At 57.9% G+C, this 12,180-nt stretch carries 9 protein-coding genes and 3 pseudogenes; 5 read left to right on the top strand and 7 right to left on the bottom strand.

The genetic code is table 11. The annotated features are described in order from the left end of the window. Nucleotides 1-630: 630 nt before the first annotated feature. Both ectB and NKH17_RS26665 read left to right on the top strand, forming a co-directional pair. Nucleotides 631-1,890, top strand: a complete 1,260-nt coding sequence (ectB, locus tag NKH17_RS26660; protein WP_352972671.1) for a diaminobutyrate--2-oxoglutarate transaminase — start codon at nt 631-633, stop codon at nt 1,888-1,890. Continuing rightward, a complete protein-coding gene (locus NKH17_RS26665; RefSeq protein ID WP_352972673.1) occupies nt 1,880-2,722 on the top strand; it encodes a 2OG-Fe(II)-dependent halogenase WelO5 family protein in 843 nt (280 codons plus the stop codon). The genes ectB and NKH17_RS26665 overlap by 11 nt, the downstream gene beginning before the upstream one ends. 287 nt (nt 2,723-3,009) lie before the next feature. Here the strand turns inward: NKH17_RS26665 and NKH17_RS26670 are convergent, their stop codons facing one another. The 5 genes and pseudogenes from NKH17_RS26670 to NKH17_RS26690 form a co-directional block, all read right to left on the bottom strand. Then, nucleotides 3,010-3,426: a formyltransferase family protein gene (locus tag NKH17_RS26670; protein WP_352972783.1), complete on the bottom strand. Its 417-nt coding sequence runs from the start codon at nt 3,424-3,426 to the stop codon at nt 3,010-3,012. Further along, a complete protein-coding gene (locus NKH17_RS26675) occupies nt 3,393-3,551 on the bottom strand; it encodes a hypothetical protein (RefSeq protein WP_352972675.1) in 159 nt (52 codons plus the stop codon). Before NKH17_RS26675 ends, NKH17_RS26670 begins: the two co-directional genes overlap by 34 nt. Nucleotides 3,552-3,707: 156 nt before the next feature. Next, nucleotides 3,708-3,839: a hypothetical protein gene (locus tag NKH17_RS26680; RefSeq protein WP_352972677.1), complete on the bottom strand. Its 132-nt coding sequence runs from the start codon at nt 3,837-3,839 to the stop codon at nt 3,708-3,710. A gap of 105 nt (nt 3,840-3,944) precedes the next feature. Continuing rightward, nucleotides 3,945-6,449, bottom strand: a complete 2,505-nt coding sequence (locus NKH17_RS26685; protein ID WP_352972679.1) for a GcvT family protein — start codon at nt 6,447-6,449, stop codon at nt 3,945-3,947. A gap of 333 nt (nt 6,450-6,782) precedes the next feature. Beyond that, nucleotides 6,783-6,987, bottom strand: a pseudogene (locus NKH17_RS26690) (transposase); the annotation flags it as partial. Between the two features lie 47 nt (nt 6,988-7,034). Between NKH17_RS26690 and NKH17_RS26695 the strand changes: the two are divergent. Both NKH17_RS26695 and NKH17_RS26700 read left to right on the top strand, forming a co-directional pair. Beyond that, nucleotides 7,035-7,193, top strand: a pseudogene (locus NKH17_RS26695) (SDR family NAD(P)-dependent oxidoreductase); the annotation flags it as partial. Nucleotides 7,194-8,040: 847 nt separating this feature from the next. Next, nucleotides 8,041-9,213: a M20 aminoacylase family protein gene (locus tag NKH17_RS26700; protein ID WP_352972681.1), complete on the top strand. Its 1,173-nt coding sequence runs from the start codon at nt 8,041-8,043 to the stop codon at nt 9,211-9,213. A 46-nt stretch (nt 9,214-9,259) separates the two neighbouring features. Here the strand turns inward: NKH17_RS26700 and NKH17_RS26705 are convergent. Next, a pseudogene (locus tag NKH17_RS26705) lies at nt 9,260-9,394 on the bottom strand (IS5/IS1182 family transposase); the annotation flags it as partial. 1,162 nt (nt 9,395-10,556) lie between these two features. Here NKH17_RS26705 and NKH17_RS26710 point away from each other — a divergent pair. Next, nucleotides 10,557-11,054, top strand: a complete 498-nt coding sequence (locus NKH17_RS26710) for an Lrp/AsnC family transcriptional regulator (protein ID WP_352972683.1) — start codon at nt 10,557-10,559, stop codon at nt 11,052-11,054. A gap of 29 nt (nt 11,055-11,083) precedes the next feature. Here NKH17_RS26710 and NKH17_RS26715 read toward each other — a convergent pair whose 3' ends face one another. Further along, on the bottom strand, nt 11,084-12,175 hold the full coding sequence (locus NKH17_RS26715; RefSeq protein WP_352972685.1) for an ABC transporter ATP-binding protein: 1,092 nt from the start codon (nt 12,173-12,175) through the stop codon (nt 11,084-11,086). Nucleotides 12,176-12,180 lie beyond the last annotated feature (5 nt).

A 12,180-nucleotide genomic window follows, 5' to 3' on the forward strand; every position in this document is an offset into this window, starting at 1 on the left:
GCGCTCCTTAGGTAGCTGCTCAACAGCGTCGAGGGTGCCACACGCTCGCCGCCGCCCATAGCATCTACAGCGCTGTTGAGGGCGCGCTCGCGAGCGGCTTCGTCACCGCCGAGCTACAGCTCCCGGCGGGGCGATGGCTCGTGTTGCTGCCGAAGCGGCCTGCAACACCTAGCATGCTGCTGCATGGCAGAAGCGCCTGTCACACATAAGCCGGTGCTAGCGCTGAGCTTGACTGGATTGGCACGGTGTTTCGCCGGGTACAAGCAGGTGCGTCAACTACCAAATGCCGTAGTATCGACGCCTCCCCGAAAACTCTAGAACTGAGTTCGTTCCAACGCATAGACGAGAGATATCGCCATGCAGAGCAACGTGACTAGGGTGGAGGAGGTTTCGAAGTGCGTCAGTGCAGCAGTTGAGCTGCCGCGCGAGTCCGGTCTCCCTGTTGTCGCTGACGTTTTTGAGGAGCGTGTCGGCATTCTTAACATATTTATGGGAAGTCCCGACCGTCCAAAGTCCCGCCCGGCCCGTTCCGTTCTTCAAGTGAAGCTGAAAACAACCCCAAAAAACCAAACCAAACGGATTTAATCACTTGCTCGTTGAACGCGACGGGACATGCAGAGGGACCCTGAAATGAACACTGAAATTTTTACGGCTCATGAGTCCAACGTTCGTCGCTACGGGCGGTCGTTTCCTACAGTCTTTACGAAGGCCCTTGGGGCGACAATCTGGGACGAGGCCGGTAACCCTTATATCGATTTCCTCGTAGGGTCCGGCGCACTCAACTACGGACACAACCATCCAGATATTGTAGCGCCAGCAATCGAATATATGGTTGGCGAGAACATTCTCCTATCCCTCGACATGTATACAGCGGCAAAGCGTGACTTCATTGGAGCGTTCGTGGATTCGATCCTGAAGCCCAGGGGGCTTTCTTACAAGATACAATTTCCTGGGCCGACCGGCACAAACGCTAACGAAGCAGCGCTGGCACTGGCGCGAAAATATACCGGCCGCTCAAGCGTCATGGCCTTCACGAATGCGTTCCATGGTATGTCGCTCGGCTCTCTGGCGGTCTCGGGTTCGGCGTCGACCAGGGAATTAGGCGGCGTTGCTCGTCACGATGTGATCCGTGTCCCTTATGACGGATATCCGAACCAAGATTTCGATTCCGCGAGTTACATAGACTCCTTATTGGGCGACCCGGGAAGCGGCATTGAAAAGCCCGCCGCAATCATTCTGGAGACCATCCAGGCAGAAGGCGGCTTGAACACTGCATCTGCTGCTTGGCTCACAGAAATCCAGCGCATTTGCCGCAAACACCGCGTTGTATTGATCGTCGACGATATTCAGGCTGGTGCGGGACGAACGGGCGAGTTCTTCTCATTCGAGTTCGCGGGTATTGATCCCGACATCATATGCCTGTCAAAATCCTTAAGCGGATCAGGTAGTCCGTTCTCCATCGTTCTGATTCGCCCCGACTTGGATATTTGGAATCCCGGAGAACATAGCGGGACCTTCAGAGGCAACAATCTCGCGTTTGTTACTGCACGGGCCATGTGCAAAATGTGGTCCGACAGGCAGTTTACTGCTGGGGTCGAGCGGACGGCCGCCAAACTGCAAAGACACCTTGATAACCTCGTTGCAAAATTTCCAAATTGCATCGAACAAAAGCGCGGCCGTGGTCTGATGGCCGGTCTCAAATGCCGTTCACAGGCCGTTGTCGGTCGTGTGCACGATGTCGCATTCGAAAATGGCCTCCTGATCGAATCTTCAGGACCAAATCGCGACGTCATCAAAGTCCTCCCACCGATAACCATCACCGATGACGAACTCGATCATGGCATCGCCATCCTTGATCACGCACTAAAGGAGCAAGTCAATGAAGGCTAATCAAGCGTCCCAAGCCGCAGCCATCTCGCCTGTTGCGATCAGAGAACGAACCGGCTCGATCAGCACTGCGGACATCATCTCAGTTCTGAAAGGTGAGATCACCGCTCTGCACGTCAAGCAAGCTTTCAGTACGGAAATAGCCGAGGAGATCACCGCCAAATTCAGTGGCAGCCCCGGTCTCAAGGAGCGTAAGGATGGCGTCCCCGGACAATATGTCGGCGCATCCCACTACAGGAAGGATGCAGCGACGTATTTCGCAGAGGCGGCAACTGCGCGACCGTACGTCGACGCCCTTTTTGAGAATCTGGTTGATCCGGTCCGAGCATTGTTCGACGCGTTGAAGCGCGACCTTCGCAAACAGGGCGTTGAATTGCGGCTGGCCCGTTCGGAGCACGGTCAGGCTAATGTTTGTCGCGCTCTTAGTTGGTCTGGCAGCGGCACATTCTCCCTGGACCCCCACGACGACGTCGCGCAAGTGTTATGTGCTGGGAACGATTACGAGCTTTCTGCGGTGGCGCACAACACCGTCGCGGCACTTAACTTCTATCCCAGCATGCCCGAGGAAGGTGGCAATCTGCGGCTCTGGAGCCACAAGCCGACAGTCACCGACCGAAAGTCTCAAGGTGTGGAGACTACGGGCTATCCCTATTCGGCAGCCTATCTCGAGGGCGTTCCTTGTCGCGACTTCCAGCTCAGGGCGGGGGATATCGGCCTGATCGATGGCGGTTTCGTTCATGGAGTCACCGGTCAATCGGGCAACGGAAAGCGTCGCCTGGTGCTGAACAGCTTCTTTGGATTCGCACGCCCGGATCTTGTTCTCTGGTGGACCTAATGTGGGTGGCCGAAAGTTTGATGCGTTTGTGCAACGGAATGTCACATTCAGTGAGGCTTTCCGGCTCTTCGTGCCGCCCAATGATCGAGCAGTGGGACCTTTGAACTCACAAAGTTGGATAAGCACGGCGAGGTGAGCCTCTTCGCTGCCACGCAAGCCAGCCGGCCGGAGGGGCGGAAAAGGGGCGCAGCCGGTCGCATCTCCGTCGCGCTAACAGCTGCGGAGACCGAAGCTCACGCTTTTTAAGTTTTGGAGCGCACGGCGCGAGGACACGACCGCTGATGCGGTCAGTCCCGGTTGACTGCCCGCCGCTCGGTCGGTGAAGCGACCGTCTCCTCTCGGTTGAGCACCACGCGATTGCCAAGGTGATAGTGGACGGCCCGCGCAAGGACACGCCTTTCGATGTCGCGGCCTTTTCGCACAAGGTTGTCCGGTGTGTTGCATGCGAGATGCGTTCGATATCCTGCTCGATGATCGGCCCCCTCCTCGAGATCGGACCTAACATAATGCGCGGTCGCCCCGATGACCTTGACGCCCCTCTCATGGGCTTGGTGATAGGGCTTGGGGCCCTCGAAGCCCGGCAGGAATGAGTGGTGAATGTTGATGCAGTACCCTGACAGCTTGCTCGAAAAATCGGTCGACAGGATTTGTATATAACGCTCGAGGAGAACTAGATCCGTTTGGTTTCCTGCACCACTTTCCAGATGCGTGCTTCCTGCTCCGTCTTGCTGTCGTTGGTGACAGGCAAATGGTAAGATGGCAATTTGCCCAGATGGGTTGACGCAAGGTGCTCGCGACCGTGATTGGAAACCACCGCGGTTACCAACATGGGCAATTCCCGGTGCGCCAGCGATACAGAAGGCCCGTCAGACAATGGTCGAACTTCGAGACCAGTAGCATCACCCGGTTCATCGCGGAACTTGGCCGCAAGACGAACTTTATGGCAAGGCGCCAAGACTGCTCTTTGGATTAGGGAGACAATTTCCTACTCGATTTGGCTTGGCCAAGGCGGAGAAACAACCCGCATGAAGAATTGGCCGGTCTCCGTGTCATTGAATTGATGAGCGTCGAGGATGATACATCCAGCATGGTAAAGGAGCCCCGACACAGCCGACATAATGCCGAGCTGATCGGGACAGGATAGGGTGAGGACCTGGAGCGGTCGCCATTGTCGGTCATTGCTTGGATCTCAGCAGCGTCAGCACTTGAAATGTCTTAAAGGTCACGCCTTCGACATCGCAGGGCGCAGTTCAGGATGGATCAGATCTTCCGTCTTCAGCCATTCGCCCTTCACGCGAGTCCGTTTTGCATCGAACAGGGGGCGTAGCGTTGCCATAGCAGCGTGTCGTTCACCGGCAATTTCGATCTCAAAGTCTCCTTTCGACAGCCATTCGGCACTGACTCCGGTATCTGAGTGGAGGTATCCCATGCCGATACCGCAGCCGACGGTATGCCCGAAACCCGCAGAGCGCAGGTAACCTACGAGTGCCCCGTTCCGCCAGACGGGCTCCGTGCCGAATATCAGCGGTGCAGCTTGGGGAGCAGCCAAGTGGACAAGACGCCGACGCGGCGTTTGCCCCCGCTGGGTCTCCAAGGCCGATCGCCCGATGAAGTCCGATCCCTTGTCCCAGGCAATCGTGAAACCCAGGCCCGACTGAAGGGGCGTATCTTCGTCTCCCACGTCCGAGCCCCAGTCACGATAACCGGCTTCAAGTCGCAATGAGTTCAGTGCGACATAGCCCGCGTGACGCACACCGAGATCCTGCCCCGCTGCGACGAGCGCATCATAAATCCCAAGAGCCTGCTCGACCGGAATATGCAGCTCCCAACCAAGTTCCCCCACAAAGGTCATGCGGAAAGCCATCGCCAGGCCATAGCCTATCTCGATTTCGCGGGATGTCGCGAACCGGAACGCGTCGTCGGAGAAGTCAGCCGGGCTCACGCGTTTCAGTAGATCTCTTGAGCGCGGTCCCATCACTGACAGCGTCGTGTACCCTGACGACACATCTGCGACGGAGACGTGGCCTGCGCCCTTTGCATGCATTTTCAGCCAAGCAAGATCGCGGATGCGCTGCACGGCAGCCGTGACAACCAGAAACTCATCTTCGCCTGTTCGGGCGATCGTGACATCCGATTCCATGCCTCCGCGCTCATTAAGCCATGGGGTATAGACGATCCGGCCCAGCGGAACGTCCACGTCGTTGGTCGACAGCCGTTGGAGGAGTGCGAGGGCGTCTTTACCTTGAACCAGCAGGTGAGCAAAGGATGTCTGGTCGAACAGCGCGACCCCGGAACGGGTGGCCTCGTGTTCCTCGCCACTCAACCTGAACCAGTCGTCACGACCGAATGTGCCGTGCGAACTTGTCGGCGACCCTGGTGCGCCAAACCATTGCACTCGCTCCCACCCGGCGATCTCACCAAAGTTTGCACCAGCTCGGGCAAGTCGATCATGAAGCGGAGACAAACGGACGTTTCGCGCCGTTTTGGCAGACTTGTGCGGATAATGGAGCATCCAGAGATTGCCGACAGCTTCAATGGTCCGGTCATACAGGTATTTGCGATTCCGCTGAAACGGCATGGCGCGCCGGACGTCCATTTCCCAAAAGTCATTTGAGGGCTGACCCTTCGACATCCACTCGGCCATGACTTTCCCGGCGCCGCCGGATGATTCGATGCCGCATGAATTAAAGCCTGTGGCCGTATATAAACCGGTGATCTCCGGCGCAGGTCCGAGGAGAAAGCGGTTGTCCGGCGTGAAGCTCTCAGGACCGTTGAAATTCAGTTGCAGCCCAACGTTTGCCAAAGCCGGCATGCGCTCGATGGCAGCAGAGAGGTAGGGTTCGATGTGATCGAAGTCTTCAGGCAATGAATCGAAGCTGAAATCTTGTGCGATTCCCTCCATGCCCCACGGCTTGCCGTCGGGTTCAAAGAAGCCCACCAGCAACTTTCCGGCGTCGGCCTTCGCGTAAAAACGTGCGTCCATGTCACGGATTGTGGGTAAGTTGTGAGGCAAATCCGGTATCGACTCGGTAACCACGTAAAAATGCTCGGCCGCGTGGAGCGGGATGGTCCAGTTGAGGTCTGCGCCAACACTTCGGCTCCACATTCCGGTGCAGATCACGGCCTTTTCGGCGCGGACAATACCTCCAGCTGTTTCAACCCCGGTGAACCGGCCGTTTTCCACAGCAATCCGGGTGACCGGAGTGCGTTCGAGGATCGTCGCTCCACCTTGTCGGGCGCCGGCGGCGAAGGCGCGCGCGGTATCTATAGGATTTGTCATGCCATCCGAGGCGATCCACGCGGCTCCGAGAACGTCGCTCACGTCCAGCAACGGGACGCGTCGCTTGGCTTCGGCTGCATCGATCATCTCGACTTCCAGTCCGAAGGACCGTCCCATCGACGCCCCACGCTTCAGCTCCTCCAGCCGTGCGGTTGTGGCTGCGACCGTGATGGAGCCGCTTTGCCTGAAGCCCGTCGCCTGTCCGGTTAGCTTCTCCAGGTCCCGGAACAACTCGGCCGAATACTGGGCGAGCTTCGCCATGTTCTCGTTTGCCCGAAGCTGGGTGACTAGACCTGCGGCATGCCATGTAGTGCCGCTGGCAAGCTGGTCGCGTTCGAGCAGGAGGACGTCCCGATGTCCAAGTTGTGTCAAGTGATAGGCAATTGAAAGGCCGATGATGCCGCCGCCGATGATCACGCACTCCACATGGGAGGGAAGTTTTCGCATTTCAAACCTCAGGAAAAGCGCTCCAGTCTGCCGTGGAATATAAGAGAGGCGTCCCGCGGACTCAGCGCACATACGGTGTTCATGTTCAGCGCTTGGGCCACAAACGACCACAAGTCGTGAGAGGTTAAGGGCAGGGCCAGGTCGAAAGTCTCTGAAAGGCGCTCTAAGGGTGCTGAAATTATGCGTTTCGCGATGGTATGGGCGAGGAATTCATCACCTGTGCTGACAGCACCTAGCATGTCCGCAGAGCATCGACAGCACTGCGCAGCCGACAACAGCGCTTTGAAGCGAACGCCTCAAGTTATTATCGCGCCTGGCGAAACTTCCGACTTAGGCTGGATCGGTGCGCAGCCGGTTGAGATCCGGGCATTTTCGTAGCCGCATGCGATCGTTATGCGGGCGCGCAGAATGTCGGCCATGGCGTGCCTCACCCGGTGCGAATGACGCGAATCGCAGCCGCAAGCCGGTTGGCCAGTCGCAAACGCCGCTCGGCGGCAGCCAGAAGCATGACGCCGCCATCCGAGGTGATGCATCCGCCGCGCCGCTCCGGTATGAAAGAGCAACGGGCAGGGTTCCTCTACTGCCGGACTCTACGGCTATTATAGCCTTCGCACAGCGGGTGCTGCTGCGAAGTGGGCGGTTGTCGGCTTTACAAAAACGCTCACCGTTGAACTGGGCGCCTCTGGCGTACGCGTTAATGCAGTCTGTCCGGCGAACGTGCAGGGAGTCAACATAGACCACTAGGCGCGAGCGGAGGCCGAAAGACGCGGCCATTTCACTCGACCTTTGGAGGAGTCTGTACAGAGCCAATCGACAAGCGCTTCATACCCTCGAGATGTTGCTGATACGTGTCTTTTCCAGGGTCGCCTGCCGCCAAGGTGGTGACTCGTCAAGCATTGGCAGCAGATGGCCACATAGAAGCACTTTAGGATGGTCACACCATCGGATCGTCCCTGAGATCAATGTCGGCGTGCGAGTAGCAGGGACTGCACATTCCATTTATTCCTGCGATGCCGGTAGCGGCGCATTACCATGGCGGATTGCATAGGTCCCGCGGACCTGCCTCCGGCTACCGCGGGTCCCACGCTCCGCGTAGTCCAGGATGTCGTTGAACGCTTTCTCCGCTGCTGCGCCGAACTCGTCCGAGTGGGCTTGTCCGTTGAGCACCGATCTTCGGCGACGCTATTCAGTAGCTGTCGCAGAAAAATCGCGGTCCGGGCTCGATGGTGCCCCTGGCGTAGATGCTATGGGCGAGGGGCGAGGGTGTGGCTTCTTTCGGCTGTTAGTATGATCTTCGGTGTTTGATGGCAGCAAATTCGCTGCGGAAATCATTCGACATTGTGCGGCGCCGCTTCGTGGGTCCGCCAATACATTGTTTGTGCAAAAATCATCTGGATTCGAGATCACTGATGCGCGCAGATATGATTGCCCCTGAGCTATCTCATTCTCGTCAAATGAGAGTTGTGCATCCTGCCGAATCTCGATTCCAGATGATCGGTATATGCAAACTGAATTGGAGAAGATGCCGCGGTAAAATGGTATAGTATGGCTAACCCGCCGCTTGCCCGATCGAAACTGTCAGGGGAATAGTTTGCAGAGCGTTGAACCCTTCCGAGAATACCACGCGGAAGCAACCGCGTGGCGACGTCATCTCCACCGGAACCCCGAACTTGGGTTCAGTCTGAAGAATACGGCGCAGTTCGTGGCCGAAAAGCTGGCATCGTTCGGGATCAAACATATTGAAACCGGCATCGCCGAGACCGGCATCGTCGCAGTCATCAAAGGGGATGGCGGCGAAGGACCGACGATCGGGCTCAGAGCCGATATGGACGCACTTCCGATACTCGAAGCCTCGGGAAAGGACTGGTCCTCGGAAGTTCCGGGCCATATGCACGGCTGCGGACACGACGGGCATAGCGCCATGCTGCTCGGCGCGGCAAGGCACCTTGCCCGCAACCGCACCTTCAAGGGCTCCGTTGCGCTGATCTTCCAGCCTGCCGAGGAAATCCTCCCCTCGGGCGCCCAGAAAATGGTTCATGAAGGCTTCCTAGATCGGTTTGGCATCTCCCAGGTATTCGGCTTGCACAACACGCCTGGCGTCGAGGTCGGCAAGTTCGCGACCTGCCATGGCCCCGCCCTGTCCTCGTTGGATGACTTCGACCTGATAGTGAAGGGGAAGAGCGGGCATGCCGCGAGGCCGCATGAGGGGGTTGATCCGATCGTCATCGCTGCCCAGGTGATCCTGGGCCTGCAGACGCTGGTGTCGCGACAAACCAATCCGATCGAGGCGCTCGTCGTCTCCGTGACCAAGATCAACGCCGGCTCGGCTTATAATGTCATCCCTGAGCAGGTTCATCTGGCCGGCACGGTCAGGACATTCTCCCCTGCGCTGAGTGCCTTCGCCGAGCAAAAGATCCAAGACTCGGCGCAAAGCATAGCTCGTGGATTTGGCGGGGATGCGGAGCTCGACTACCGGCGGGACACACCGGTCACATTCAATCACATGGCGGAGACGGATCTCGCGATCCAGGCGGCCCAGAGCCTTGTGGGCGCAGCCTCCGTCGATGCGAAGATGCCCCCACGCAGCTCGTCTGAAGACTTTGCCTACATGCTTCAGGAGAGGCCCGGAGCGATCATGTACCTCGGCAACGGACCTACTGCTGCCCTACACAACCCGGCGTACGATTTTGATGATGAGGCAATCCCGTACGGTATCGGATACTGGGTCAAGCTCGTCGAAACAGTGCTCACACCGCAATCCTAGACTAAGTCTCTATCAGGGCGCTGAAGCTTAGAGTCCGTTTTGGAAATCAGGGATGGGCATTTCGTCGGACAAGGTTTCCACCCATAGCGACGAGGATCATGGCGTGAGAGATGTCGATGCGCTGTTAATAATCGCGCACGACGCGCCGCCAGCGCGTCATGCAGCCGAAGGTGCGCTCGAGAGCCCCGTACAATGTTTGCCAATGTGCCTTTGAGTGGTCGTGTGCATCGAGCGTCCAAGCCGTAGGCGGCAGCTTGCTTAAACCCGTCGTGGTCGGGATGCGAGTCGATTTGTCGCCGGCGAATCAGAGCCACCACAGGATTTAATGCGCCATCGACGGCCCGGCTGCGGCCGGCCTATGGAGGCGCACATGGTCCGGCGCATGGATCGCCCTGTGCTGCGCGTGCACGTGTCGTTCGAAGCGACAAGAATTGGACCCCCAAAATCTGCTCGAGGCCTACGCCCGGCTTGTGCCGACCTTCCGGCGCACGAGCCAACGGGCAGCTGCGGCAGTGTAATTTGCGAACGCGACCTCACGCCTCCGCAACAGCCGAGGTCCCGGCAAGGGACGGGTGAAGGTGAGAGCGACCGTCCGTTTGGTGCGCCGTCGGCTGACCAAGGAACGCCTAGCCCCACCGCGAAGAGAAGCGAGTGACCCGCGGGCGACACGACCCGGAAAAGAACAGGAGCAGCTTGACTTCAAAGACCCCAATCGAAGAAGAGAGGACTCTTAGCGAACTTGTGTTCTGATAGGTTGGACCATGACGCGTGGACCCTTCCTTTGTAGGACTGTTCGGCCGAATATTGCCCGCCCACAACCATTCACAACCGCCTCAACTGTGGTCCCGCCGACAACTGTGGGTCTGCCGGAATCCAGTCGGCTGCTCTCAGTTGCTTCAGCTCGCGGAACAACTCGGCGGAGTACTGCGCCAGCTTAGCCATGTTTTCGTTGGCTCGGAGATGGGGTAACTAGCGCGGCCGCATGCCAGGTGGTGCCTCATGTGAGCTGGTCGCGTTCGAGAAGCAGGACATCGCGATGCCCAAGCCGGGTGAGGTGGAATCCATCGAACGGCCGATGATGCGCCAAGGATGATTGCGTATTCGACCTGGGAGATTGAAGGATTTCACCTTGCCGGAGCCGAGGCCGCCTACTGCCGCAGAGGAGCACCCGCACAGCGAGCGCGTGCAGCGGTCGTCATGAGATTACTCGCCGTAGCATTGTCGCCGACTCTGCCCAAATCGCGCTTGCAACTGAGCGCTGAGATTTGTTAATAAATGCATCGCCATTTGCGCGTTTCAAGATGAATTTCTGCATCTTTGGGTTTTTTTGTGAGGTTTCCGCAGTGGCTTATAGCTTCTCTGCCAAGCATTACGACCGTATCGACGCTCGTATTCTCGAACTTGTCCAGAAGAACAACCGACTGACCTCCGAGGCCATCGGGGAACAGGTCGGACTCTCGGCAACCGCCTGCCAGCGGCGACTGAAGCGCCTGAGGAAAGAAGGTATTATAGAGGCAGATGTTTCAATCGTGTCCGCGAAGGCAATCGGCAGGCCGATCCAGATGCTAGTGCTAGTTACCCTTGAGCGGGAGCGTGTCGACATTATCGACAAGTTCAAGAGAGACATTAAATCTTCCTCCGAAATCGCCACCGGCTTTTACATTACAGGCGAGGCGGATTTCCTGCTCTACGTCACTGCCCGCAGCATGGAAGATTACGAAGAGTATACGCGCCGTTTTTTTTATGAGAATCCCCATATCAAGAGCGTCAAGACCTTGGTCGTCGTGGACAGGGTGAAGGCTGGATTTGCCGTGCCGATAGACGACCCTGAGGACAACTGAGGTCTAGAAGGCTAGGCACGTCGCAAAAATTAGCGGGGCGTGCCGGGCGTCGGCACAACGCGGATTTCGCTCGTATTTAGAGTAATGCTCAGGGCTTCGCCGGGCTTGGGATGGCGACCGAACGGGAAGCGTTCGTGCATCATCAGATGCTCTCCGTTCACTTCGAGGATGACTCGGGTGGCGCCCCCATAATAATGTGATTCAACGACCCTTGCCTGCGCGGGAGTTCCAAATGCCCCTTCCGACGATATGCGGACCTGCTCGGGTCGAACTATGGCACTCGCCGAGCCAGGTTGCCAGGAACCCGACAGGTTTATGCCCGATTTCGACATGAAGTTACCAGTCGAATCGACAGTGCCTTCCACGACAGCGCACCAACCGATGAACTTTGCGACGAATGTGCTTTCGGGGCTTTCGTATATGTCGCCAGGTGACCCGATCTGTTCGATCCTTCCCGCATTCATGACGACGATTCGGTCGGACATCGTCAGTGCTTCCTCCTGGTCGTGGGTCACGAACAAGGTCGTGACGTCGACCCCACGAATGACTTCTCGCAACTCCTCGCGCATGCGCACCCTGAGCTGAGCGTCAAGGTTGGAGAACGGCTCGTCGAGCAGCAGGACTGCTGGGCGCATCGCCAAAGCGCGAGCAAGTGCAATACGCTGCTGTTGTCCGCCGGAGAGCTGCGCCGGGAGCCGCTCGGCGAGGTGGGGAAGCTCGACCAGTGTGAGCATCTCGCTTACCCGCTTGTCCCGGTCGGCGCGGTTCCACTTCAGGTTCTCCAGACCGAAAGCGATATTTTCCGCCACAGTCATGTGTGGGAAAAGCGCGTAGCTCTGGAAGACCATTCCCGTATCGCGCCGATACGGTGGCAGGTGCGTCATGTCCATGTTGTTGATGCGAACCGTGCCGGAGGTCGGCTCGACAAAGCCGGCCACCATGCGAAGAGTCGTCGTCTTGCCGCAGCCGGAGGGACCGAGCAGACAGACCAGCTCCCCCCGTGTCATGCCTAGTGAGACGTTCGCAACAGCGATCGTATCTCCGTAGTGCCGCGACACGGATTGCAGTTCGACGACATAGTCGCCCGCGTCATCCGGGCGGTTTTCAAGATTGCTCGACACAGTCG

Source organism: Mesorhizobium sp. M1334 (assembly GCF_040317995.1).
Lineage (GTDB): Bacteria > Pseudomonadota > Alphaproteobacteria > Rhizobiales > Rhizobiaceae > Mesorhizobium.